At 66.4% G+C, this 23,537-nt stretch carries 26 protein-coding genes; 16 read left to right on the top strand and 10 right to left on the bottom strand.

Annotated features, from left to right (window positions below; translation table 11 throughout):
• Positions 1 to 139: 139 nt before the first annotated feature.
• The 3 genes from NA11_RS15265 to NA11_RS15255 all read left to right on the top strand — a co-directional run bounded on the left by NA11_RS15265 (position 140) and on the right by NA11_RS15255 (position 3,367).
• Positions 140 to 943 carry an NAD(P)-binding domain-containing protein gene (locus NA11_RS15265; RefSeq protein ID WP_069162546.1) on the top strand — a complete coding sequence of 268 codons (804 nt, stop codon included), beginning with the start codon at positions 140 to 142 and terminating at the stop codon, positions 941 to 943.
• Between the two features lie 70 nt (positions 944 to 1,013).
• The gene (locus NA11_RS15260) at positions 1,014 to 1,490 is read left to right on the top strand and encodes a hypothetical protein (RefSeq protein WP_069162545.1); all 477 of its coding nucleotides are present in this window, start codon (positions 1,014 to 1,016) and stop codon (positions 1,488 to 1,490) included.
• A gap of 806 nt (positions 1,491 to 2,296) precedes the next feature.
• A complete protein-coding gene (locus NA11_RS15255) occupies positions 2,297 to 3,367 on the top strand; it encodes a serine hydrolase domain-containing protein (RefSeq protein WP_167837647.1) in 1,071 nt (356 codons plus the stop codon).
• A gap of 226 nt (positions 3,368 to 3,593) precedes the next feature.
• Here NA11_RS15255 and NA11_RS15250 read toward each other — a convergent pair whose 3' ends face one another.
• The 4 genes from NA11_RS15250 to NA11_RS15235 all read right to left on the bottom strand — a co-directional run bounded on the left by NA11_RS15250 (position 3,594) and on the right by NA11_RS15235 (position 5,924).
• Positions 3,594 to 4,121, bottom strand: a complete 528-nt coding sequence (locus NA11_RS15250) for a nitroreductase/quinone reductase family protein (RefSeq protein WP_069162543.1) — start codon at positions 4,119 to 4,121, stop codon at positions 3,594 to 3,596.
• 237 nt (positions 4,122 to 4,358) lie between these two features.
• A complete protein-coding gene (locus NA11_RS15245; RefSeq protein ID WP_069162569.1) occupies positions 4,359 to 5,018 on the bottom strand; it encodes a hypothetical protein in 660 nt (219 codons plus the stop codon).
• A 205-nt stretch (positions 5,019 to 5,223) separates the two neighbouring features.
• On the bottom strand, positions 5,224 to 5,520 hold the full coding sequence (locus NA11_RS15240; RefSeq protein ID WP_069162568.1) for an HNH endonuclease: 297 nt from the start codon (positions 5,518 to 5,520) through the stop codon (positions 5,224 to 5,226).
• A gap of 47 nt (positions 5,521 to 5,567) precedes the next feature.
• Positions 5,568 to 5,924 carry a nuclear transport factor 2 family protein gene (locus NA11_RS15235; protein ID WP_069162542.1) on the bottom strand — a complete coding sequence of 119 codons (357 nt, stop codon included), beginning with the start codon at positions 5,922 to 5,924 and terminating at the stop codon, positions 5,568 to 5,570.
• A 344-nt stretch (positions 5,925 to 6,268) separates the two neighbouring features.
• Between NA11_RS15235 and NA11_RS15230 the strand changes: the two genes are divergently transcribed.
• The 3 genes from NA11_RS15230 (at position 6,269) to NA11_RS15220 (ending at position 8,601) form a co-directional block, all read left to right on the top strand.
• A complete protein-coding gene (locus NA11_RS15230; protein ID WP_167837646.1) occupies positions 6,269 to 6,730 on the top strand; it encodes a VOC family protein in 462 nt (153 codons plus the stop codon).
• A gap of 205 nt (positions 6,731 to 6,935) precedes the next feature.
• Positions 6,936 to 8,099, top strand: coding sequence for an epoxide hydrolase family protein (locus tag NA11_RS15225; RefSeq protein ID WP_069162567.1), 1,164 nt, complete (start codon positions 6,936 to 6,938; stop codon positions 8,097 to 8,099).
• Positions 8,100 to 8,211: 112 nt separating this feature from the next.
• The gene (locus tag NA11_RS15220; protein WP_069162540.1) at positions 8,212 to 8,601 is read left to right on the top strand and encodes a PPOX class F420-dependent oxidoreductase; all 390 of its coding nucleotides are present in this window, start codon (positions 8,212 to 8,214) and stop codon (positions 8,599 to 8,601) included.
• A 10-nt stretch (positions 8,602 to 8,611) separates the two neighbouring features.
• Here the strand turns inward: NA11_RS15220 and NA11_RS15215 are convergent, their stop codons facing one another.
• The gene (locus NA11_RS15215) at positions 8,612 to 8,875 is read right to left on the bottom strand and encodes a helix-turn-helix transcriptional regulator (RefSeq protein ID WP_069162539.1); all 264 of its coding nucleotides are present in this window, start codon (positions 8,873 to 8,875) and stop codon (positions 8,612 to 8,614) included.
• A 96-nt stretch (positions 8,876 to 8,971) separates the two neighbouring features.
• On the opposite strand from NA11_RS15215, the gene map reads away from it, so the two are divergent.
• Entirely contained in the window at positions 8,972 to 9,760 is a 789-nt protein-coding gene (map, locus tag NA11_RS15210) for a type I methionyl aminopeptidase (RefSeq protein WP_069162566.1), read from the top strand.
• 153 nt (positions 9,761 to 9,913) lie between these two features.
• On the opposite strand, the gene NA11_RS15205 is transcribed toward map, so the two are convergent.
• On the bottom strand, positions 9,914 to 10,633 hold the full coding sequence (locus tag NA11_RS15205; protein WP_069162538.1) for a DUF8817 family protein: 720 nt from the start codon (positions 10,631 to 10,633) through the stop codon (positions 9,914 to 9,916).
• A gap of 115 nt (positions 10,634 to 10,748) precedes the next feature.
• On the opposite strand from NA11_RS15205, the gene NA11_RS15200 reads away from it, so the two are divergent.
• Positions 10,749 to 11,300 (top strand): PadR family transcriptional regulator, encoded by a 552-nt coding sequence (locus NA11_RS15200; protein WP_069162537.1) that lies wholly within the window; start codon positions 10,749 to 10,751, stop codon positions 11,298 to 11,300.
• Positions 11,301 to 11,322: 22 nt separating this feature from the next.
• Positions 11,323 to 11,703 carry a PPOX class F420-dependent oxidoreductase gene (locus NA11_RS15195; protein ID WP_069162536.1) on the top strand — a complete coding sequence of 127 codons (381 nt, stop codon included), beginning with the start codon at positions 11,323 to 11,325 and terminating at the stop codon, positions 11,701 to 11,703.
• Between the two features lie 288 nt (positions 11,704 to 11,991).
• Here the strand turns inward: NA11_RS15195 and NA11_RS15190 are convergent, their stop codons facing one another.
• Positions 11,992 to 13,365: a metallopeptidase TldD-related protein gene (locus NA11_RS15190; RefSeq protein WP_069162535.1), complete on the bottom strand. Its 1,374-nt coding sequence runs from the start codon at positions 13,363 to 13,365 to the stop codon at positions 11,992 to 11,994.
• A 14-nt stretch (positions 13,366 to 13,379) separates the two neighbouring features.
• Positions 13,380 to 14,909, bottom strand: a complete 1,530-nt coding sequence (locus NA11_RS15185) for a TldD/PmbA family protein (protein WP_069162534.1) — start codon at positions 14,907 to 14,909, stop codon at positions 13,380 to 13,382.
• A gap of 212 nt (positions 14,910 to 15,121) precedes the next feature.
• Here NA11_RS15185 and NA11_RS15180 point away from each other — a divergent pair, with 212 nt between their 5' ends.
• Positions 15,122 to 15,763 (top strand): TetR/AcrR family transcriptional regulator, encoded by a 642-nt coding sequence (locus NA11_RS15180; protein ID WP_245745889.1) that lies wholly within the window; start codon positions 15,122 to 15,124, stop codon positions 15,761 to 15,763.
• Here NA11_RS15180 and NA11_RS15175 read toward each other — a convergent pair whose 3' ends face one another.
• The gene (locus NA11_RS15175; protein ID WP_069162533.1) at positions 15,764 to 16,531 is read right to left on the bottom strand and encodes a TSUP family transporter; all 768 of its coding nucleotides are present in this window, start codon (positions 16,529 to 16,531) and stop codon (positions 15,764 to 15,766) included.
• Between the two features lie 114 nt (positions 16,532 to 16,645).
• Here NA11_RS15175 and NA11_RS15170 point away from each other — a divergent pair, with 114 nt between their 5' ends.
• From NA11_RS15170 to NA11_RS15155, 4 genes are all read left to right on the top strand, one after another.
• A complete protein-coding gene (locus tag NA11_RS15170) occupies positions 16,646 to 17,821 on the top strand; it encodes a sensor histidine kinase (RefSeq protein ID WP_069162532.1) in 1,176 nt (391 codons plus the stop codon).
• Between the two features lie 42 nt (positions 17,822 to 17,863).
• Positions 17,864 to 18,523 carry a response regulator gene (locus NA11_RS15165; RefSeq protein WP_069162531.1) on the top strand — a complete coding sequence of 220 codons (660 nt, stop codon included), beginning with the start codon at positions 17,864 to 17,866 and terminating at the stop codon, positions 18,521 to 18,523.
• A 44-nt stretch (positions 18,524 to 18,567) separates the two neighbouring features.
• Positions 18,568 to 19,701 carry an FAD-dependent oxidoreductase gene (locus NA11_RS15160; protein ID WP_069162530.1) on the top strand — a complete coding sequence of 378 codons (1,134 nt, stop codon included), beginning with the start codon at positions 18,568 to 18,570 and terminating at the stop codon, positions 19,699 to 19,701.
• An 87-nt stretch (positions 19,702 to 19,788) separates the two neighbouring features.
• Complete coding sequence (locus NA11_RS15155; RefSeq protein ID WP_069162529.1) at positions 19,789 to 20,271, top strand: FxsA family protein; 483 nt, start codon at positions 19,789 to 19,791, stop codon at positions 20,269 to 20,271.
• Between the two features lie 57 nt (positions 20,272 to 20,328).
• On the opposite strand, the gene NA11_RS15150 is transcribed toward NA11_RS15155, so the two are convergent.
• Entirely contained in the window at positions 20,329 to 21,768 is a 1,440-nt protein-coding gene (locus NA11_RS15150) for an RNA-guided endonuclease TnpB family protein (RefSeq protein WP_069162528.1), read from the bottom strand.
• A gap of 193 nt (positions 21,769 to 21,961) precedes the next feature.
• Here NA11_RS15150 and NA11_RS15145 point away from each other — a divergent pair, with 193 nt between their 5' ends.
• Both NA11_RS15145 and NA11_RS15140 read left to right on the top strand, forming a co-directional pair.
• Positions 21,962 to 22,204, top strand: coding sequence for a ribbon-helix-helix protein, CopG family (locus NA11_RS15145; RefSeq protein WP_069162527.1), 243 nt, complete (start codon positions 21,962 to 21,964; stop codon positions 22,202 to 22,204).
• 43 nt (positions 22,205 to 22,247) lie between these two features.
• A partial coding sequence (locus tag NA11_RS15140) for an amidohydrolase (protein WP_069162526.1) occupies positions 22,248 to 23,537 on the top strand: 1,290 nt, incomplete at its 3' end.

Here is a 23,537-nt window from a genome sequence, read left to right as displayed (position 1 = left end):
TGCTGGTCGTGGGGCGATGACGTTCAGGTGCACCGAGTCGCGCCGTTGGGGGATGGCCTCGCCAACCAGATTGCCGACGTGTCGGACGGCGTGGTCCTGCCGGCACTCGTGGGCAACAGTCCGAATAGAAAGGCGAACCATGCAGCAACCGGCCAAGTCCGGGGTACCGCCCCGATCAGCGTCCGCCACCTACGGATTCATCGGTGTCGGTGCGATCACGACCGCCATCGTGGAGGGTCTGCACGTCGCCGAGCCGCCCACAGTTTTCCTCTCGCCACGCAATCGGCAAGTGGCGCAGGAGCTGGCCGACCGATTTCCGGGCGTCCATGTCTGCGACAGCAACCAAGAGGTGCTCGAGCTCGCCACGTCGATCGTCGTTGCCGTCCGCCCGCCGATCGCGCGAGCAGTGCTGACGGAGTTGAGTTTTCGACCTCAGCATGTCGTGATGAGCGCGATGGCGGGGATACCGTTGGACAGGCTGCGTGCCTGGTCCGCGCCCGCACGCGAGGTCGTCCGATCCATCCCGCTGCCCTCGGCGTCTCGCGCGCGCAGCCTGACCGCGATGTACCCGGAGAATGCGACGGCCCGCGAATTGTTCACCCGGGTAGGCGATGTGCTCGTCCCCTCCGAAGAACCCGCCCTCGACGCGTTCAGTGCGGCGACCTCCACCTTCGCCGCGCACCTCGACTATCTCACCACCATCGCGACCTGGCTCACCGATCACGGCGTCGACCACACCGCCGCCACCACCTACACCACCCACATCTTCGGCCAACTCGGCCAATCACTCCTGCAGCCCACCGACTCCCTGCCCACCCTCACCGAAAAACACATGACCCCAGGCGGAATCAACCTCCAACTCCTCACCGACCTCCGCCACGACGGTGTCCCCGACACCGTCCGCCGCGCCCTCGATCGCGTGCTCTCCCGCCTCCGCGGTTGACCAGCCACCCGCCGGACGCGTGAAATCGGCTTGAAATCGGTTTGAGACGGCCGCTTCCTACCGTGACCGCATGAAGAATTCGATCATCGGCCGGCTGCTGGTGTCGGCCATCGTCGTAATCGCCACCGTCGTGGGAGCCGCAGGCGCCGCACATGCGGAGGATCTCGTGGTCTTCGTCGGCGACTACCCAGGTATGGGTTCACCTGCGGATGTGGTGTGCCGCATGGGAATCACCGCAGTGCAGTGCTTTCCCATCGAACCCACCTACCCGGCGCCCGGCGAAAAGCCGTCGACGTGCGCTGGGCCGCGTGTCACTCTGACACTCGCGCGGTCGGGGCCCGCCACCGCGAGCTGGCGATGCACGGGACCGCTCGGCGGACCCAACGCCGTGCGTTGGCAGTTGGGACACTCGGAGCAGATCGGCGTGTTCCGCTGCACCGTCACCGGCACCGCGGCGGCACCGGCCGTGTTCTGCGCGCGAGATGACGGCAGCGGCAACGGATTCGAAGTCTCCCGCACGTCGTACCAACTCCGCGACGGTGCCTGATCGTCGAAGCAGCGCACGAGGTTGCGGCGCTGGGTGCTCGGGCAACTGGACGGTCTGGCCACGCCGGTTACCGGAATGCCGCGATATTGCATTTGGCGGTCCCGGCGGGAGCTGGAATGCTGGGTTTGCATGCTTCGGTTAACGGTTGGGGAGAGTGGTAGCCGTGACGGACTCGGTTCTGAGCCGTGCAGTAGAAGACGTGTGCACGGAGTTGCGTGCCCATGCGGCAGTGTGTGAGCACAGCCCAGGCGACCCGGTTGCTGTTGTCCGACAAGGAGAGCGGTTGTGCCTGGCAATGCTGGTGTACGAGGCAGCTCTCATGGAGGTGAGTGGTTGGTCGCTTCCTGTGCGACACCTCGGGCACTTCGAAGACTATGAAGTGGACGGCGTCGCGGATGGTGAGCTGTAACCATCGTGCCGCGATATTCGGAGGTTTCGGGCGTGTTCAGGAAAACCCCACAGCCTTCAGAGCGGGACCCGTGGCCGCTCGCAGAGAACAGCAGTTCCGCGGAAGACGCACCGCCGTTCTGATACTGGCCAGTAAGAAACTGACCTTTCCGGGTGCGGTCCCTTGGTGGGGGCTGACGAGCTCATCGGCGATACCGCGGATCAAGGCTGACCCCGGGGTTGAGTTCCGGGTTCTCCCCGATGTGTCTGGCCCTGTGCGACAGGAATGATCGGTGGCCAGTCAAGTAATGGGGGTCGGTATGAGGAAATGGACCGCGGCTATGGCATTGAGCATGGCCGCATTGATAGGCACGACGGGTATCGCGCAGGCCGATGTCACCGACCCGAGGGCAAAGGCGTTGGCCGATGCGATCAAGCTCAAACCGGGCGAGCCACAGGCGGGGGTGATCGCACACATTGTCGAGCCGGGCCTGGACTGGTGGGGTAGCGATGGCGACCGGCACACCGGCGGACCGATCTGGCCGGATTCGGCTTATCGGATCGGAAGTGTCGACAAGACCTTTTCGGCCGTGGTGGTACTGCAACTGGCCGGCGAGCACCGCATTGAGCTGGATCGTCCGGTGCAGGACTACCTACCTGGCGCGCTGCCACCCCACTCGGTCGATGGCCGGTCGGGGTTCGGTCCGGTCACCGTTCGCCACCTGCTGACCATGACTAGCGGACTACCGGAAATCGACGCGGGGTTGCCGCCCGCCACGCCGGACGAACTCATCGATGGTCGCTTCGCCTACCGGGATTTCGACCAGATCATCAACGACACCCTGCGCCCACGGGACCGGCCATGGCCGGGCGAGGTATTCCCGCCGGGCACCCAGCAGGAATACAACACTCTCAACTATCGCTTCATCGGAGCCCTGATCGAGCGTGTCACGGGGCATTCTTTCGCTCAGGAAGTCCAATCGCGGATACTGCGGCCGTTGCGTTTGGACCGTACCTTCCTACCTGAGCGCGATGCGCGGATGCCATGGCCGCACCTAGTGGGTTACGCGCGCAATAGCCGGGGTGACCTGGTGGACGTGAGTGTCCAGCGCGGAGAGCCGAACTTCATCACCTCTACCCCGAGCGATGTGCAGCGCTTCTTTGCCGCACTGTTCCGCGGAGAACTGCTGGCCCCCGCGCAACAGGTCGAGCTGTTCACCACCCCGGATGTGCCCTACCGTGACAAGCGCAACTGCATTGTGGTGACACGTCCCGGCTGGGCCTGCTTTTCCGCCGGTCTGGTGCGCGTGGACCTGCCGGGTGGCCACACAATTTGGGGGAAGTCCGGCAGCAATCTCGGCTACACCGGCGCCGCCTTCGCCACCCGCGATTTCTCCCGCTCCGTCGTTGTGGACACAAGTAACTCCGACCATTCCGGTCCTCCTCCTGCGGTGACCATCCGGCTACTCGAGGCGGCATTCGAGAATTGATAGTCCACTGCCATGAGCGGCGACCGCGACTGGTCGGGTGATCAGTGGGAACTGGTGGCGGCATCGGCCGGAGAGGCCACTTACCTCAGTTCCCAGTGATCAACTGTCCAGCAATGTATCTCGGGCGAGGTCTGCCAAACCTGCGGTGTTGCTGCATGCCGCGCGGTTCGGCCGGCCACGCGGCACGCCCAACGATCAACGGGCCGAGGTCATCTCAGCAGCGCACTCAGATGCCGGTTACGCCGTCGAGGGTCAGTACGACCAGCGGGATGGGACGGTCGATCTTGGACTGGAAGTCCGCGAGCAGTGGGTTGTTGGCCAGCACCCAGGCCGCGAACTCGTCGTAGTCCGCGCCTTCGAGCGCCTTGCCGGTCGCCTGGTAGCTCTTCTCTCGGAGCTCGATGGTGACCTGTGGATTTGCCTTGATGTTGTACCACCAGGCCGGGTACGTGTCCTCGATGAACGAGCTCACGTACATGGTGTTGTCCCGGTACAGGGGGCCAAGGGGAACGGTGTGCCGCTTGCCGCTCTTGGCTCCGGTGGTGGTGAGCAGGATGAGGTCCCCGCCCGCGTAAGCGCCGCCCACCTTGCCCGAGTTCTCCCTGAACTCCTTGATCACGTCATCGTTCCAGTTGGCGATGCCGCCCTCCTGGTCCCAAGCCTGGTTCCACGGCGCGTTCGGATCGTTGTAGTCGGTGATGTCGGTGATGTCGGCCTGGTCCTGCTGTCCGGCTGTCGATTCGCTTTGGCTCATGATTCGAGTGTGTCGGAGGGATAGGACAGTTAGAGTCCTAACTCGACGAGAGATCGTGACGAGATTCGCGCGACACTCGCACAGGCGATCACGCCTGTCGTGCCGCGACCCGCGCGGTCCTGAGTGACCAGCGCGAGCCTGCGGAAGATCAACGAGCCGAGGGTGATTCGATGTCGATCGCACGCGCCATTATGTCGATATGCGGGACTCATGTGCGGTGGTGGTCGTGCGACACCTTCACCGGCCCCATCCGCTAAGTCCCCATTTGTCGAGACCGGCGTAGACGCGGGCGACCCGGAGCCTCGGTGCGCCGAAGCATTCGGCCTCGCCCGTATAGATCGCGATGAGCGAGTCCGGTCCTCGCCACCAGGTGTCGGCAAGGCCGCGAATCTCGGTCACGGGTTCGAAGGCGCTCACAGGCAGCTCGTCGATCTCATCACCGCGAATCGTGTTGATCTGCTTGGCATTGCAGGCCGCATGGTCTGCCAGCGCAAGCGATTCGATCCATCCTTCGATGCTTGCGTGCAGTGGCACCCACCGATCGCCATCGATGCCGAATTCTCCTGCGGGACCGATCATGAACTCGCAGGCCATCGACACTCGCTGTGTCCCCGCCTCGAACCATCCGATCCGCTGGAGCGCCCCGCCCGGCATATCGGCCCGCAGCATCTTGGGTCCACCCTCATAGTCCAGAGACGGCGGCAGGACGAGTCCACCCCACCGCCGCTGGAACTCGACAACGCGGTCGACCTGCGTTGCGGGAAGGCCGATTTCGAGCCACGGGTCCCGATACTCCTCGAGCTGGGGGCATTCGACGCGAACACAGCGCGCCGCAATAAACCACTCGGCGCGGCGCGTGAGCGGCTCGAACGAATCGATGACGGGCTGCAAATCCACGCGACCGACGGTACTACGACTCGACGGTTCGGCACGAACACTCGCCCGTGCAGCAGAACGCGCGTTGATCAGCAGTCCAGATCTGTTGCTGGACAAGTCTTCCCAACGCACACAAATGCCGATCGGCCACGAGAGAGGAAGCTGCTCGCGGAGGGGCGAATCCTGTTGCAGCAGAAAGCGATAAGTGCCGAACAGCATGCTTTCTCTAGGCGAACCGTGTCGTGAGCTCAGTCGAGATCTCGTAGTGGCGCACGAGGAATGAGCGTTCGTCGAGCTTCTTGCGGCGGAGCCAACTTGTCACCTCGGTGTTGCATTTGCTGGCGTTGCACGACCCGCACGCGGGCACGACGTTGCCTAGTGTGTAGCGGCCGCCGCGCGAGATGGCCTGCACGCAGTCCTTCTGCAGCGAGGTGGCGGGGGAGCCGCAGTAAGCGCACCCGCCCCAGGACGTTGTGAGCGCGTCCCACTGCGCGTCGGTGAGGTCGTGGGTGACGCGCGCCATCCGCTTCTTGCGCTTGCGCGCGGCGCGAACCTGTTTGCTACCGCCAGTCACTGGTCGGTTTGGCCTCGGTAGGAGATCATTTCGACGAGCTTGCCCGCATCGTCGAAACGCATCACGTCGATGAACCTGATGGTTAGGTGCGCGCCGCGGGCGGTCACTGCCATGGCGGCGCTGTCGCCATACGAGGCGCGGATCGGCGAGTCGAGGACAAAGACCGGGTGTTGTTCCATAACGCCGGCGAAGAACGCCTGGAACGCCGCCTTGCCCTCGTACGGCTGCTGGCCATACGGATCGTGAACCACTGCGTCGTCGGTGAACATGTCGACGACTCCATCAATGTCTGCGGCGTTCCAAGCGTCCAGGTACCGCTGCAGGGCCGCTTTCATTTCGACCTCGCTCAGCATTACTACCCTCTCGATTCGACGGGTTGAATCTCGGCGAGCTACCACAAACTACGTCAGCCGAGAACGGCTCGCGGAATACCACGCCGCCAGATACGGGAATCGGATGGCCGAGCTGGACGCCGAGATTCTCCGCACCGCGGCCGAGGTGCTGCGCGGGATGGGACTGCCGAACGTGGCGTAATGGAGGCGGCAGCGGACAACGACGGCGTGCGGTCCGAGGTCGCCGCTACGGCAACGGGAATCGCGCTCGCCGGACAAGCGGATTTTGCTATGGTGCCGTACGCGGCGCCGGCCCAGGGATCGCGCGAATGGCGGGTGCATGGCCTGACCGGACGGGAGTCATCGTGGGTGGAATTCGGATACGGCACGTCAAAATTCCGGTCACCGACCTTGCCCGCAGTGTCGGCTGGTATCGCGACCTGTTGGAGTTGGCGTTGGCTGCCGAGTTCTGCGAGGAGGGCTCGTTACGGGGCGCTCAGCTGATGCACCCGTCCGGCTTCGGAATCGCCCTGCGGGAACGCGAATACTGTTCGAGCAAACCGGATCTCACCGGCTTCGATGTCGTTGCCTTCGAACTGGATTCGGTAGCGGAGCTCGAGCGGGTGGCGGCACGGGCAACGGAATTGGACTACCTGCATTCCGAAGTCGTGGATCGGGGCGAATACGGCGCGTTCCTCGATGTGACGGATCCAGACGGCACAGTGCTCCGCTTCCTGGCCAACAACCCCCTGCACGCAGGGCGTTTCGTCGGCGTCGACGCGGACGACTCCGGCGCGTTCACGCTGTACGACACACCCAAGCTGTGATTTGAAACCCGCTGTCACGCAATAGCCGAGGGCTATCAGAGATTCGGCAGCCAGGTCGGGACGGCCGGTTACACCATGGTGCCGATCACCACAAGGCGGACCGGCGCAGCCGATTCGTGCTCCGCTCGGCTTGCTCTCGAAGAATTTGGAAGAAGGTTCGGATTGCGGAAGGAAGTCTTCCGCATTGGGGTGGAGAGTGGTGCTCATGACGAACACAGCGATTCATCCATTCCGTATCGACATTGCGCAGGGCGAGCTCGACGAGTTGCAGCGGCGGTTGGCGCAGGCTCGGCTGCCGCATGCGGTGCCGGGGACCGAAGATGATTGGCGGCGGGGGATTTCGCCCGCATACCTGGCGGAGTTGGCTGAGTACTGGCGGGACCGGTTCGACTGGCGGGCGCAGGAGGCGAAGCTGAATGCGTACGACCAGTTCACGACCGAGGTGGATGGGCAGACGATTCATTTCTTCCATGTGCGGTCGGCGGAGGCAGGGGCGGTGCCGTTGCTGATCACGCACGGGTATCCGGGGTCGGTGGTCGAATTCCTTGATGTGATCGGGCCTTTGACCGATCCTGTCGCGTACGGCGGTGACCCGGCAGACGCGTTTCATGTGGTGATTCCGTCGCTGCCAGGGTTCGGGTTCTCCACGCCGCTCGCCTCGACCGGGTGGGAGCTCGCGCGGACAACCGACGCGTTTGCCGAGGTCATGACGCGGCTCGGGTACGAGAAGTTCGTGGCGCAGGGCGGGGATGTCGGTGCGGGGGTGACCTCACGGTTGGCCGCGGTGTACCCGGAGCGGGTGATCGCGACGCACGTGAACAGCGATCAGGGGATGCTCGGGTTGGTGGGGGAGCAATTGCCGATGCCCGAGGGGTTGACCGAAGCGGAGCTGGCGGAAATCACTGCGGCACAAGAGCAATGGGCGGAGCAGAAGGGCTACCTGGTGCTCCAGTCGACCCAGCCGAATGCGATCGCGGCAGCATTGAGCGACTCGCCGATCGCGCAGTTGGCGTGGATCGCCGAGAAGTTCCAAACCTGGACTGACCCGGCCCGGCCGAAAGGTGAAGCGGTGGACCGTGATCTGTTGCTGACCAACATCAGCATCTATTGGTTTACCCGCAGCGGTGCGTCCGCCGCCCAGTTCCTTTGGGAGACCGCGCATTCCGGGATGGCGTGGGCAGCACCCTCCGGCGTGCCGCAGGGGTGGGCCGTGTTCAACACCAGTCCGCTGATGCGGCGGGTGATGAATCCGGGCGGATACCTGGAGCATTTCACCGAGTACGCCGAGGGCGGGCACTTCGCCGCCGTGGAGCAGCCGCAGCTGTTCCTCGAGGACGTGCGCACGTTCTTCCGTGGATATCGCGGGTGAGCTGAGCCTGCTTCGGCACGCGGTAGGGGCCGCGGCTACGTCAGGGCACGTACAGCGGATCTGTGTCCGCTGACGGATGTTCGGCGGGCCGCGGCCGCCTACCGTTTTCGCTATGACATGGAACGAGTTGGGCACGAGCAAGTTCGCGTTGCTGACCACCTACCAGAAGGACGGCACGCCGGTGGGAACGCCTGTCTGGGTGGCGCCGGACGGGGATCGGATCGTCGTATGGACCAATCCGACGACCTGGAAGGTCAAGCGAATCCGGCGCAATCCCGACGTGACGCTGCAGCCGTCCGATGCCCGCGGCCGCCCGAAGGGCGACGAGATATACCTGGGCAGTGCCGCGATCCTCGATGCGGAGGGCACTCAGCGGGTGCGCGACCTGGTCTCGCGCAAGTACGGCATCATCGGCGCGCTGCTCATCAAGCTGCACAAGCTGTTTCGCGGTGCGGACGGATCCGTTGGGCTCACCATCACCCAGCAGGTCCGCGGCGAGTAACTGTCGCCGTTCAGGCGGACTGCGCCAGCCCTGCGGCCCGCCAGATATCGGCGAGGTCCTGCAGCGGAAGGTCGAGCGCGAAGCTCAGCGCGACCACGGTGCCGAACGCGGGGGACGGCAGCCGCCCGGTCTCGATCTTGCGGAGGGTCTCCGGCGAGATACCCGCCGCACCTGCGACTTCAGCGAGATCGCGGTCGGCGCGGGCGGCACGCAACGCTCCGCCGAGGCGTCGGCCCGCGTCGATCTGTGCCGGGGTCAGGGGGAGGCGAACCATCCGATCAGCGTAGAGCCGGTATTTTAATACCGCAAGTTGGTATTAAAATACCGGCTGAGCTACGGTGGTATTAAAATACCGAGATGGGAGTTGTTCGTGGTTGAGCTGAAAACGCCCGCGGAGATCGCGCGGATGCGGGTCACCGGGCAGTTCGTTGCCGAGATGCTCGGCGAGCTCGGCGGGCTCGCGCAGGTGGGGGTGAACCTGCTGGAGCTGGAAGCCCATGTGCGCGAACGGATTCGGCAGCGCGGCGCGCAATCCTGCTACTGGGATTACGCGCCGTCCTTCGGTCGGGGCCCGTTCCGCAACACCATCTGCTTGTCGGTCAACGACGCTGTGCTGCACGGGCTTCCGTTCGATTACGCGCTGCGCGACGGCGATGTGCTGACCATGGATCTGGCCGTCAGCATCGACGGCTGGGTGGCGGACTCGGCGAAAACCATCGTGGTCGGCACCGCGGCCGAGGCGGACCTCCGCCTGATCCGGGCGACCGAAGATGCCCTGGCCGCGGGCATCGCGGTCGCGGTGCCCGGCAACCACATCGGCGATATCTCCGCCGCCATCTCCGCCGTCGCGCTCGACTACGGCTACCCGGTGAACAACGAGTTCGGCGGCCACGGCCTCGGCCGCACCATGCACGAGGATCCGCACGTTTCCAACGTCGGCCGCCCCGGCCGCGGCTACCGGCTGCGCCCCGGCCTGACCATCGCCATCGAACCGTGGTTCGCGCGCACCACCCACCGCATCGTCACCGACCCGGACGGCTGGACCCTCCGCTCCGCCGACGGTTCCCGCACTGCCCACTCCGAGCACACCATCGCGGTCACCGACGACGGCCCCCAAATCTTGACCCTCGCTACCGTCGCCGCCAACACCCCCGCGTAACGCACTTGCGCACCTGTGATGCCCCAAAATCGGCACCTTCTTGTATATCCGCACCGCTTGTCGAGTCGGTCGACTGATCACGAGGTACTGGTGCAAGCATCGCCCGAGAGGCCACATGCACCAGTACCCTCTCGGCATTAATCCTGTGCTGGACTACTCCGAGTCGGCCAGCCACTCCTGGAGGTCCGAGGCGATCTGTAGGTGCTTGGCGATCTCGGCGCGATCTTCCGCCGAAAGGTCGAGTGCCGTTATCTTGCTGCGCCATTCGGCCGCCCGCGCCGGATCCTCCATCGCCACCGCGAGTTCGACGAGTTCCGCCATCGCGTGCGCCTTGTCCAACGGTGTGGCCGTCGCCGCGAACCGCCGCAGTCCGGACTCCAGGGTCTTGCGTGCCGCCTCGTCGTCTTGTTTCGAGAAACGCAGAATGCTCGCGTTGTCGATAATGCGTTGCAGCCCTTTGAGTTTGCGTGATCCGCCGTACTCGACGTCGGGTGCGTCGCGTTTGAGATAGGTGACGCTGTTTCCGGCCGGGTCCACCACTGTGAATCTGCCCTGGCCGGTCCGGAATCGGGTGATGCGCGGGATCCCGCGCGCGGGAACGCGGCCGAAGCGTTCCTTGAGGGCCGCGCTGAAATCCCGGTGCAGATCCTCGACCTCGTCGAGGAACACCAAGCATCCCGCGTCGCGCTCCTCCGCGGGGCGCTTGTCATCGAGGGCTCGGAAGAGGTTCAGGTCGTACCCGTTGCCCGCCACCGCGCCGTACATGTACGGGCTGGCCTGCTCGTGGGTCACCTTGTATCCGAGCGTCCGATAGAAGTCCAAGACCTCGGCCAAGTCCCCGGCCCACATCACCGGTACTGCCGTGCCATCCATGAAAACTCCCCTTACCTGCGGTAATCAATTTTGACTAGTAGAAGGTTAACCAGCCGCCGACCTGGAAGTCAAACTTGATTACTATGGAGATTTTCTATGTGCGAGGAGGTTGTCCATGGCGGCGGTGCGCCTGCTGGTCCTTGGGGTGATGCGGCTGCAGCAGCCCACCTACGGCTACGCCGTGCGCCGCGAACTGCTGTCGTGGCGCGCGGAGACCTGGACCAACGTCAAACCGGGCTCGATCTATCACGCGCTGAAACAGCTGGCGCAAGAAGGAAAGTTGACCGCCTTCGGCACCGAGGGCAGCACCGAAGGCCCAGGCCGCACGCTGTTCCAGCTGACCGATGCCGGCGAGGCCGAATTCCGGAAGCTGATGGACGAGGCGCTGGTGAGCGTCGACATGGAGGAACTCGGGGCAGGCATCGCGTTCATGGACGCGCTGCCGCGCGCGCACGTCATCGAGAAGTTGCGCGAGCAGCGCCGCCGCAGCGAGGAGGTCCGTGCCAGCCTGCTCGAGATGGTCCCGACCTTCACCGGCGGCCGCTACGAGCCGCCGCACACGACAGACCTGCTGGAACTGTGGAGCGGCGTCTTCGGCAATCTCGCCGGGTGGACGGATGGCCTGCTCGAACGGCTGGAGTCCGGCGAGTACCGGATGTCGGAATAGCGCGCCCCGTTACGCTGCGTGCATGACGAACACGCTTGGCGCCATCGGCAAAGCCGACTACGTGCTACTGACCACGTTCCGCAAGGACGGCACCGCCGTCGGCACCGCGGTGTGGGCAGTCGCCGACGGCGACAAGCTCTACGTGTGGACGGTCACCGACAGCTGGAAGGTGAAGCGGCTGCGGCGCAACCCGGCCGTCACCCTGCAGCCGTGCAATGTGGCGGGCAAGACGCGCGGCGAGATCGTCGAGGGCACCGGCCGCATCCTCGACGCCGACGACACCGACCGGGTCCGCAAGCTGCTCATGAAGAAGTACTGGCTCACCGGCCCGATCACCATCATCGGCAGCAACATTCGTCGCGGCAAGAAGGGCACCATCGGCATCGAGATCACCCTCACCTGAACTCCCGCACCCGTTCTGTGAATCCGCACCCCTTCCAGCACCCCAGAACGGGGCGGATCGCCAGAGGGGGTGCGGATCTCGGTATACGAGGCTCGGCAGCCGTTTCTCTCGCGTCGATGCGAGGCTTGCCGCCTCAGAGGGGTTCCGGCGCGAGAGTTGGTGCAGCCGTGTCCCGTTCGCGTGGGTAGAGGTTCGCGAGAGGGACATGGTGGAGGCGTTTACGGCGTGTCGCCTCCACCATGTCCCAGTCGCGGGAGTCCAGCTGACCGAATGGGACAGGGGGTTGGCTCAGGTTGCCTGGCTGACCGACGACATGTGGAAGTCGGGGATTCGCAAGGGCGGCATGGCGGTTCGGGTGAACCAGTCTTTCCATTCGCGGGGGAGGGTGATCTGGGTGGCACCTGCCTCGGTGGCCCGGCGCAGCAGGTCGAGTGGACTCTCGTTGAACCGGAAGTTGTTGACTGCTGCGGTGACTGCGCCGTTCTCGACGAGGTACACCCCGTCCCTGGTGAGGCCGGTGAGCAGCAGGCTGGCCGGGTCGACCTCACGGATGTACCAGAGCGTGGTCAGCAGCAGGCCGCGCTCGGTGCGGGCGATCATGTCGTCGATCGACGCGTCGGACCCGCCGGTGAGCAGCAGGTTGTCGCCGGGAACCGTAGTGGGAGCATCGAATTCGGCGGCAGCGGCGCGCGGGTAGACGAGTGATTCGATGACGCCGTCGCGTATCCAGTCGACCCGTCCCGTCGACAGGCCGTTGTCGAACACCGACGACGCTTGCGACGACGCGGAAGTCGCGACGAACGGTTGATATTCGAGCCCGCTCGCGTTCGGGTCGGAGTAGAGCGTGAGCGGAATATCGGTGAGCCGCTCGCCGATTCGCGTGCCACCCGCACGCGAGAACGCGGTGTGCCCTTCCTGAGCACCGCGGCCCTCCATCTCCCAGGCCATGGCGATCATCAGGTCTGCCACGGTCGAGGGCGGCATCAACGTCTCGTACCGGCCCGCAGGCAGGTCGACCTTCCGCTTTGCCCAGTCCAGCCGCCGCGACAGCTCGGTGAGCATGCCAGGCACGTCGACATCGGTGAAGTCGGCGGTGCCGACACCGACCCACGCGCTGGCGAGATCGCTGCCCTCGCCACGCTTTCCGTTGATCTCCACCGAACCGGTCGGCTGCACGAAGCGCCGCCGCACGCCGGTCGAGGTGCCGAGCCACGTGGTGTTCATCGTGTGATGGGCGAAGCCGTAGAGCCGGTCGCTGCCGTCGAAGCCCGCGGACAGGTCGCTGGCGAGACCGGTGAACACCTCGATCCCGGTGCTACCGGGTTCGGCGGCCCAATCCTGCGATGGCCCTTCGGGTTCCAGCAGCGGCATCGCATCGCGGGCGGGCTCCGCGGTGCGGGCCGCCTCTTCGCTCTTGCGCACCACCGCTTCGATCTCGGCAGGGTCGACGCTGGTCGAGCCGATGGTGCCGACCCGTGCGGCATTCGGTCCCTCGCGGAAGATCGAGATGACCGACCAGCCACGCGACACCGACGATCCGTTGGTGGTCATCGAATTCCCGGCCCACCGCAGCGACGCGTCGTAGGCGTCGGTGACGATCACCATCGCCTCGTCGGCCTTGGACAGCGCGAGCGCCCGCTCGACAACCTCGCCCGCAGGCATAAGAGTCTGCTCCGTCACTGGCCGGCCTCCGTCCGGGTGTTGAGAATATTGATGCCGCGCACCAGAACCGACGGGCAGCCATGACTGACCGCCGCGACCTGACCGGGTTGCGCCTTGCCGCAATTGAACGCACCGCCGAGCCGCCAGGTGGACGGTCCGCCGACCGCTTCCATCGCACCCCAGAAATCGGTGGTGGTCGCCTGGTAGGCGACGTCGCGCAGTTGACCGTGCAGCTTGCCGTTGCGGATGCGGAAGAACCGCTGCCCGGTGAACTGGAAGTTGTAGCGCTGCATGTCGATCGACCACGACTTGTCGCCGACGATGTAGATGCCGTTCTCCACCCGCGAGATGAGATCCGCTGTGCTGGTATCGCGTTCGGGATCGGGCTGCAGCGAGACGTTCGCCATCCGCTGGATCGGCACGTGGTGCGCGGAGTCGGCGTAGGAGCAGCCGTTGGAGCGTTCGAGGCCGAGACGCGGCGCGAAGACCCGGTCGAGCTGGTACCCGACGAGCACCCCGTCGCGCACCAGATCCCAGCGCTGGCCTGCGACACCCTCGTCGTCGTAGCCGACGCTGGCCAGGCCGTGCGTCTCGGTGCGGTCGCCGGTGACGTGCATGATCGGCGTGCCGTACTGGAGCGTGCCGAGCTTGTCGGGCGTCGCGAACGAGGTTCCCGCATAGGCGGATTCGTAGCCGATGGCCCGGTCGTATTCGGTGGCGTGGCCGATGGACTCGTGGATGGTCAACCACAGGTTGGTCGGGTCGATGACGAGATCGGTCGGCCCCGCCTGCACGGTGGGCGCCTTCACCTTCTCGGCGAGCCATTCCGGGATCTGCGCGAGTTCGCTCTGCCAGTCCCAGGTGCCGTCGGCGCCGGTGACGTACTCCCAGCCGCGGCCGACCGGCGGCGCCACCGTGCGCATCGTCTCGAAGACACCCGCCGAGGAGTCGACCGTGGTCGCTTCGAACTCCGGATGCAACCGCACCCGCTGCTGCGTGATGCGGGAGCCTGCGGTGTCGGCGTAGAAGGTCTGCTCCTTGACCTGCAGCACCGACGCGGTCACGTGATCGACGCCGTCGGAGCTGGAGAGTCGACCCGAATAGTCGAGCAGCAGGTCGACCTTGTCCGAGGTCGACACGGTGAACGGGTCGAGGTCGTAGGCCGAGACCCAGTGCACGTCGTCGTAGATCGGCTCGTCGGCCAGCTGCACCCGCTCACGGTTCAACGCCCGCAGCGTCGTCGCCACTGTCACCGCGCGGCGGGCCACCTCGGCGGCCGTGTCCGGGGTCAGTGCGGCGTGCGAGGCGAAGCCCCACGTGCCGTCGACGATCACCCGGACCGCGATGCCGAGCTCGATGCTGTCCGTGATCGCCTCGACGCGGCCATCGCGCAATCGGATCGATTGGGTCACCAGTCGATGCACCCTGAGGTCGGCGTGTTCGGCGCCCGCCGCCGTCGCCGCGGTCAACGCGGCGCCGGCGAGCGCGGCCAGTGGCAGGTCGAGGAACTCGGCGTCCACATCCTTGGAAGTCGCGATGCTCACCCGCACCAACGTAGTCGTTCGCGGCCGAGTGTGGCTGCGGCTCCCCGGATTGCACGCGCTGCCATCGTGCATCGACTGCAAACACGCATGAAATGCACAGTGGCACAGCATGAATAACGAGGCGGTCGGGACCGCGCCAATCGATCACCGCACGGCACGCGCGAAACCCGCGGATACCGAGTCTGCCTCGCGAAATGCCGTACTGTGCCCGCGTGCCGCCATCCGCCCTCCGTGACCGCAAACGTGAACGTACCCGCCGCGCCTTGCTCGAGGCAGCCGTCGAGCTTTTCGAGACAAGAGGCTACGACGAAACGACGGTGGCCGACATCGCTGCGGCGGCCGAGGTGGGTACGCGGACCTTCTTCAACTACTTCGCCAGCAAGGAAGAACTGCTCTTCCCCGAGACGGACGAGCGGGTGCGGGCCGCGGTGGCCGCGATCGGCAGTCGGCGTCCCGGTGAGCGTCCGGTCGAGGTGTTGTTGCGGGCGTTACGGGCGGCGGGGGACAACCCCGGCGAGCATCTCGTCGACGACCTCAGCGCGCGGATCGCCGCGCTGCGCGCGCAGGTGTCGCGCACCGTGCCGTCGGTGAGCGGCCGGGCCGCGCACGCGCAATTGGTCGCGCAGCGCGAGATCGCCCGTCAATTGCATGTGGCTTTCCCCGCCGAACTGGACGAGGTCGGCGCCGCGGCACTGGTCGGTGCCGTGGTCGGCGCGGTGTCCGGTGCGCTGACCGTGCTGTTCCAGCAGCCGTTGAACGGCGCCGAAGACGGCGAACGCCTGCACCGGCGCATCCACGAGACGACCTCGCGGGTGCTGAAGCCCTGGCTCGCCCAGGTCGAGACGGTCGGCTGATCAGCCGAACTGCTGCCAGCCCAACCGGATCACCATCCCGATCACGACAACGAGCAACACCACGCGCACGAACTTCGCGCCGTTGGCCAACGCCATCCGCGATCCGATGATCGCGCCGATCACGTTGCCGACCGCCATGGCCGCGCCGAGCGCCCACAGAATGTTCCCGGTCGCGCCGAAGAAGATCAGCGCGCCGACGTTGGACCCGCAGTTGATCACCTTCGCCATCGCGGCGGCGCGGACGAACTCGGTGCCGAGCAGGGTGGCGAAGGTGATGATGAGGAAGGTCCCGGTGCCGGGCCCGAGTAGGCCGTCGTAGAAGCCGACCAGGCCGGCGGCGAGCGCGACGGTGAGGATGACCTTGCGCCGCGTCGGCGCGTGCGTGGCCAGCGTGACCCCGATCGACGGTCGCAGCGTGACGAACACCGCGACGCCGACGAGCACCACCATCACGATCGGAATGAACAGCTCGCGGTCGATCAAAGAGACTGCGGCCGCACCGATTCCCGAGGTGATCGCCGCGATGGCCGCCGCGGGCAGCAGCACCCGCCAGCGCATCGGCACCTTCCTGGCGAAGGTCAGCACCGACGCGCCGGTGCCTGCGACCGCGGCGAGCTTGTTGGTGCCGAGCGCGGTCTGCGGTGCGATGGTCGGCGCCACCAGGAACAACGTCGGCAGGATGATCAACCCGCCACCCCCGACCACCGCGTCGACCCAGCCCGCGGCCGTCGCGGCCGTTAACAACACCACCCAATCACCGATCTGCACGCGCTCAGCCAAGCAGACCTGCGACGTCGAGCTGTTCGGCGGACCAGTGACCAGTCCAGTGCGCGGTCGTGGCGCGGGCGCTGCCGGGAAGCCGGTCACCTTAGGCTGTTCGACGTGCGTCGGTTCAGTCTGTGGCTTCGCGGGAAGCCCATCGTGGCAGATTCGATGCTGACGTTTGCCCTGTTGGTCGTCGAGATTCTCGGCGTCACCGCCGCCGAGAACAAGATCGCCTACCTGGCGATCGGGGTGTTCATCCCGCTGCCGCTGGTGTTCCGGCGGGTCTATCCGCGAGCGGTCGCGGTGGTGTCGCTGCTGCTGTCGTTCACCGCGATCGCGGTGCAATACGTGGTCGGGGAGCGCGAAGCCTCGCACATCACGCTGTTCAGCCTCGGCATCATGCTGTACACGCTGGTCGCCTATGTCGGACGCCGGGAAGGGGTGTGGTTCGGGGCCGCACTGGTGGCCGACAGCGTCCTCTCTTATGTCGCGATCGCGGGCACCGCGACCACCGATCTCGTTTTCACCGCGATGTTCTACGCGTTGTGCTGGACCTTGGCCGAGTTCATCGGCGCGCGCCACGCCTACGACACCGAGGTCGAGGCGCGGCTCGCGGTCGCCGACTACGACAAGGAACGTCGCGCGCACGACGCGGTGTCCACCGAACGCACCCGCATCGCGCGCGAGTTGCACGACGTGGTCGCGCACGCGGTGAGCGTGATCATCGTGCAGGCCGACGGCGCGAAATACGCACTGCGCCGCGACCCGGACGCGGCCGAGCAGGCGCTCGCCACCATCGCGGGCACCGGGCGAGAAGCGTTGCGCGAACTGCGCAAGACCGTCGCGCTGCTGCGTACCGAACACGCCCCGGACTCGTTGCCGCAGCACGGGACGGCAGGCATCGCGCGGGTAGTCGAGATGATGCGCGGCGCCGGACTCGCGGTCGACCTCGAATTGACCGGCGAACTCGACGACATCGCGCCCGAGGTCAGCCTCGGTGTGCACCGCATCGTGCAGGAGTCGCTGACCAACACGCTGCGTCACGCGGGCCCGCATCCGAAAGCGTGGGTGCGGGTGCGCCGCCGCGACGACGACGTCACCATCGACATCACCGACAGCGGTGGCGTCCCGCTCGACGCGCCAGCGGTCCGCATCAAAGGCGGCGGTATGGGGTTGGTCGGCATGCGCGAACGCATCGCGGTGCTCGGCGGCACCCTGGACGCCGGTCGCGCGCCGGAGGGAGCGTGGCGAGTGCACGCGACCATCCCGCTCGATCCAGGCTTCGCGGAGTAGTTGACCTTCGGGGTCGCGCCGTCGGCACGTTAGATTAGGTGCGTGCCGATCACCGTTCTCGTAGTCGATGACCAGGAACTCATGCGCATGGGGTTGAAGATGGTGCTCGGTGCACACCCCGACATCGAAGTGATCGGGGAGGCGGCCAACGGGGCGGCCGCGGTCACCAGGGCGGCCGAACTGCGGCCCGACGTGGTGTTGATGGACGTGCGGATGCCCGTCGTCGACGGCGTCACCGCGACAACGCGGATCGTCGACGCGGGCCACGGCTGTCGTGTGCTGGTCATGACCACCTTCGACCTGGACGAGCACGCGCTCGGCGCGTTGCGCGCAGGCGCGAGCGGGTTTCTGCTGAAAGACACGCCGCCGGAAGACCTCATCTCCGCCATCCGCAGCGTCGCCGCCGGTGACGCGGTGGTGTCGCCCAAAGTGACCAAGCGACTGCTGGATCGGCTCATCGCCGAGGATCCGGCCAGGATGCGCGACCCGGGGGTGCTCGATGTGCTCACCGCGCGCGAACGCGAGGTGCTCGAGCAGATCGCCGCGGGCCGCTCGAACGCGGAGATCGCCGAGCAGTTGTTCCTCTCGGAGGCCACGGTGAAGACGCACGTGGGTCGCGTGCTCACCAAACTCGGTCTGCGCGACCGGGTTCAGGCCGTGGTGCTGGCCTACGAGACGGGCCTGGTTCGACCAGGCGGATAGGTTCTACCTTCCGTCACCCATCGCGAATCGTTAGGGGTACTGCCATGTCGGAACACCATCGCATCGCCATCGTCGGGGCCGGGCTCGGTGGCCTGGTGCTGGCCCGGGTGCTGCATGTGCACGGAATAGCAACGGCCGTCTACGAACTCGACACGTCGCCGACCGTCCGCAACCAGGGCGGCATGCTCGATATCCACGTCGAATCGGGTCAGGCCGCGCTGCGCGCCGCCGGGTTGTTCGACGAGTTCCGTGCGCTGGTGCATCCCGGTGGCGAGGCGATGCACATCGTCGACAAGCACGGCGCCATCCGAGTGACCGACTCCGGTGGCGACGGTGATCGGCCCGAAATTGATCGCAACGATCTGCGCAGGATGCTGCTGAACTCGCTGCCCGACAGCACCATTCGGTGGGGCGCCAAGGTGACCGGCGTGCGTGCGCTCGGCGCCGGGCGGCACGAGGTGACCTGTGCGGACGGCACCACCTGCACCACCGACCTGCTGGTCGGCGCGGACGGCGCCTGGTCCAAGGTCAGGCCGCTGGTCTCGGCGGCGACCCCCGAGTACTCCGGCATCTCGTTCGTCGAATGCGACCTGCTCGACGCGGCGGCCGAGCATCCCGCGACCGCCGAATTGACCGGCGACGGCGCGATGTTCGCCCTCGCGGATGGCAAGGGATTGCTCACCCATCACGAAACCGACGGCTCAGTGCACACTTACGTCGCGGCGGCCGTCGATTGGGCGAGCCAGCTCGACACCTCCGACACCGCGGGCGCGAAAGCGGCTGTGCTGGAACACTTCCACGACTGGGACGCGCGACTGCGAGCGCTCATCGCCGATGCCGAAGATCCGCTCGTCGTCCGCCCGATCCACACGCTTCCGGTCGGGCACCGCTGGGACCGGGTGCCTGGTGTGACGCTGCTCGGCGACGCGGCCCACCTCATGTCGCCGTTCGCGGGCGAGGGCGCCAACCTCGCCATGCTCGACGGCGCCGAACTCGCCGCCGCCCTCGTCGCCGACTCCGACATCGAGCAGGCGCTCGCCGCCTACGAAATGGCGCTCTTCCCGCGCAGCGCCGCACTCGCCGCCGAATCCGCAGCCAACATGACCATGATGTTCGGCGAGGACGGGCTGGATCGCCTGATCGACATGATGAGCGGGCACCGCGAAGCGGTCGGCTGAGGCGATCTCAGGGGGCTCTCAGGCGGATCCGGGAGAAAAACGCGGCGTTCCGACGTTGCAAGAGGTAGACCGTCCGAAAGGAACGCCATGCCCGCCCTAGTCTTCGTCCTCTACGTGATCACCGAGATCGCCGCGCTGGTCGCCGTCGGCCAGTGGCTCGGCGTGATTCCCGCCATCCTGCTGCTGATCGCCGGGTCCGCGGCGGGCATGCTGCTGGTCGGTGCGCAGGGTCGACGGGTGTTCGAGCAGTTCCGCCGCGCGGGGCGCGGCGAGATTCCGCCGGGCACCGCGGTCGCCGATGGTGCACTGGTCGCCGCAGGCGGGTTCCTGATGTTCGTGCCTGGACTGGTCACCTCGTTGTTCGGCCTGCTGTTGCTGTTGCCGCCGACCAGGTTCCTGGTGCGGCCGGTGGTCACCGCGTTCGCCGCCCGCCGGTTCGGCAAGCTCGCCGCCGCCATGCCCTACCGCGGCGTGGTGATCGACGGCGACCAGGTGGTCGACGGCGTGGTCGTGCAGCAGTGGTACGACGACGGCCAGGGCAACGCCCGACGTGCGATTACCAAGTCTTGAAGCGTGTCTGAATACCCTTGATGGGTTCAGACACCGCCCTTCTCGGGCGTCGTCGGTTCACGCCACCTGCGTGGCGTGGACGTCGGTTCTCGCGTCGTTCGGGCCGGTTTCACCGACACCGCCAGGGTGTCGGTCAGCGCCTTCCCGTCGGCGAGCATTGGTAACCCGGCCTCCTGCCTGGGGGTCCGGGGATCGAGGAGAGTCTTCGGGCTTGATCATCGGCCACACCGCGAGGTTCATTGCTGCGTTGTGGTCACGGTCGGCGCGAAACCCGCACCCGCAGGCGAACATCCGATCCGCGAGAGTCAGGCCGGAGTTCACGGCCGTACACGCTGAGCAGCGTTTGCTCGATGGGTACCAGCGGTCGGCGGTGACGATCGTGCCATTGCGCCACTGTTGTTTGTAACGCAGCAGCCGTGCGAACTCGGTCCATCCGGCATCGCTGATCGCGCGTGCCAGAGAGCGGTTGCCGAGCAGGCCTGCCACATTCAGGTCCTCGATGACCAGCCGGTCGTGGGTGTTGACCAGCTGATTGGTGACCTGGTGCAGGAAGTGGCGGCGAGTAGTGGCGACACGGTGATGATGGCGCGCCAACGCTGCGGCCGCATCCTTGCGGTTGATGGATCCTTTCTGCTTGCGAGACAACGATTTCGCCAGCCGCCGCTGCTTGCGCAACCCGACAGCCAGGGGTTTGGGCGGGTTATCGACCCGCGCGACTTCGGTGCCGTCGGCGGTGGCGGCGACCAGAAACGCCGACAACCCACGGTCGATCCCCACCCAGCCACCGTCATCACCGACTACACGGGGTGTGTGGTGGCGAGCGGGATGTAGGTCGGCGGCCTGGGTGGTCACGCTGATCTGCCAGCGACCGGCCCGGTGGGTGACGGTGGTGTAGAGGACTTTCGCGCGCCGGTTCGCCAGCAGGCGCCGCAGCCGACGAGTGTCCTCCCGTACCCGGAGGGTTCCCAAACCGGGCAGGGTCACGGATCGAGGGATCCCGTTGTCGCCGACGCGGATCGCTGTGCGCCCGGATTTGGCGGTCTTGTTGCGCAGCCGAAACGAGACGGCAGTGGTGGCGTTCTTCTTCTTGAAACGGGGAAACCCGACTTTCCTGCCTCGGCGTTTGCCGGTGCGGGAGTCGGAGAAGGCAGCCAAGGCGCGGCCGCAGTCGACGGCAGCTTCCTCGAACACCTGCTGGCACACTTCGTTACGCCACACCAGACCAGTCACCACGATCTCGGCGACCCCGCCCCGGTCGACGGCGATCACCCGGCCCGCCGCCTCGGTCTTCTTCCACGCGTTGAAGGCATTGATCAGGCTGAACCCGGTCCACGGCACCTGCTGCTCAGGGTCGACTTTGCGCTGATCGAGCGCGGTTTTCACCAAGTCCAGGCACTTGTTGAACGCGAACCGCGCCGCCCCGGCATGCCGGGCGAGCACCTGCTGCTGCTCGACTGTGGGGTCGAGGCAGTACCGGAAGGCGGTATGGCGGCTCATCACCGCAGAGCGTGACATAAGCCACCGACAACAAATGACCACTCCAGTAACCGATGTCGGCTACGACAGCCGACGTTTCCAGATGCGCTGTTAGTCGGTCGATTGCCATGAGAAGTAAAGTCTATTACCAACGAGTAGTAAAGCCACTCCGGACGCGCTAGGGATCCGTGCGAAAAGGGTCTATGGTGGCGCGATGGCCACCGAGCAACTCACCATTACGGTGAGCGAAGAGCTGGCAGCCGCCGTCAAACGAGCGGCCGCCGCTGCGGGACAGTCGATTTCCGGGTTCACGGCCGCCGCGCTGCGGCTGGAGCTGATCGCCGTCGAGGCGGGGTGCTCGCAAGGTTCGGGCTCCGCGCCGCCGCGGTTCGCCGAAGTGATGACGCTGCTCGCGCACGCGGAAGACGTCACGCCGGAGCCTGCGCTGCACGGCTGACCGGACCGCTGCCCGAATCGGGCATACGGCAGACTGGTCAGTTGTGAGTACCCAGTTGCTGGTCGGCGGTCGCATCTACAGTTCGAGTTCCCCCGACGCGACGGCGATGGCCGTGACCGACGGGACCGTGGTGTGGCTGGGTGCCGAACAGCCTGGTCGCGCACTGCATCCGGACGCCGAGGTCATCGACCTCGGCGGTGCGTTCGTGGCACCCGCGTTCGTTGATCCGCACGTGCACACCACCGCGCTCGGACTGAAGCTGACCGGGCTCGACCTGTCGCCTGCCCGTTCGCTCGAGCACTGCCTCACGCTGTTGCGCGATTTCGCCGCGACCAGGCCCGACGGTGCGATCGTCGGCGACGGCTGGGACGAGACCACCTGGCCGGAGGGCAGGCCGCCGACGGTCGAGGAGATCGACAAGGCGGCAGGCGCTCGGCACGTCTACCTGTCCAGGATCGACGCGCACTCCGCGGTCGTCTCGTCCGCGCTGCTCGACGCGCTGCCGCAGGTGACCGCCACCGACGGCTACACCCGAGGTGAACCGGTCCGGGCGAACGCCCACCACCTGGTGCGCACCGCCGTGCTCGCGGAACTGGATCGGGCACAACGGGATCGGGCCAGGGGCGCGGCACTGGACCACGCGGCCGCGCAAGGCGTCGTCGCGGTGCACGAATGCGCAGGCCCGGAGATCTCCGGGCGCACCGACGTTCGTGAACTGCTCGAATTCCGGCACGGTGTCGAAGTGCGCGCCTACTGGGGTGAAGCGGTGCGCAGCGCGGACGAGGCGCGGGCATTGGTCGCCGACCTCGGCGTGCACGCGCTCGGCGGCGACCTGTTCGTCGACGGATCCTTCGGCTCGCACACCGCCTGGTTGCGCGACCCCTATGCCGACGAATCCGGCACCGGGCGCGCCTATTTCGACGCCGACACCGTCGCCGCCCATGTCCGCGCCTGCACCGAAGCAGGCATCCAGGCAGGCTTCCACGTCATCGGCGACGCGGGCATGGACGCGATCATCGCCGGATTCGACCGTGTCGTCACCGAATTCGGTGGCCCCGCCGTCGCCGCACGCGGCCACCGCGTCGAACACGCCGAACTGCTCGACGCCGACCAGATCGCCAAGCTCGCGGCCTGGGGCGTAATCGCCAGCGTGCAACCAGGATTCGACGCCGCATGGGGCGGACCCGACGGCATGTATGCCGCACGGCTCGGCAAGGACCGTGCCGTCGCGCTGAACCCCTTCGCCGCGATGGCCGCCGCGGGCATCTCCCTCGCCATCGGCTCGGACGCGCCGGTCACCCCGCTCGATCCGTGGGCCGCCGTCCGCGCCGCC

The organism is Nocardia altamirensis NBRC 108246 (assembly GCF_001612685.1).
GTDB lineage: Bacteria > Actinomycetota > Actinomycetes > Mycobacteriales > Mycobacteriaceae > Nocardia > Nocardia altamirensis.
This window is presented reverse-complemented; position numbering and strand designations above follow the sequence as displayed.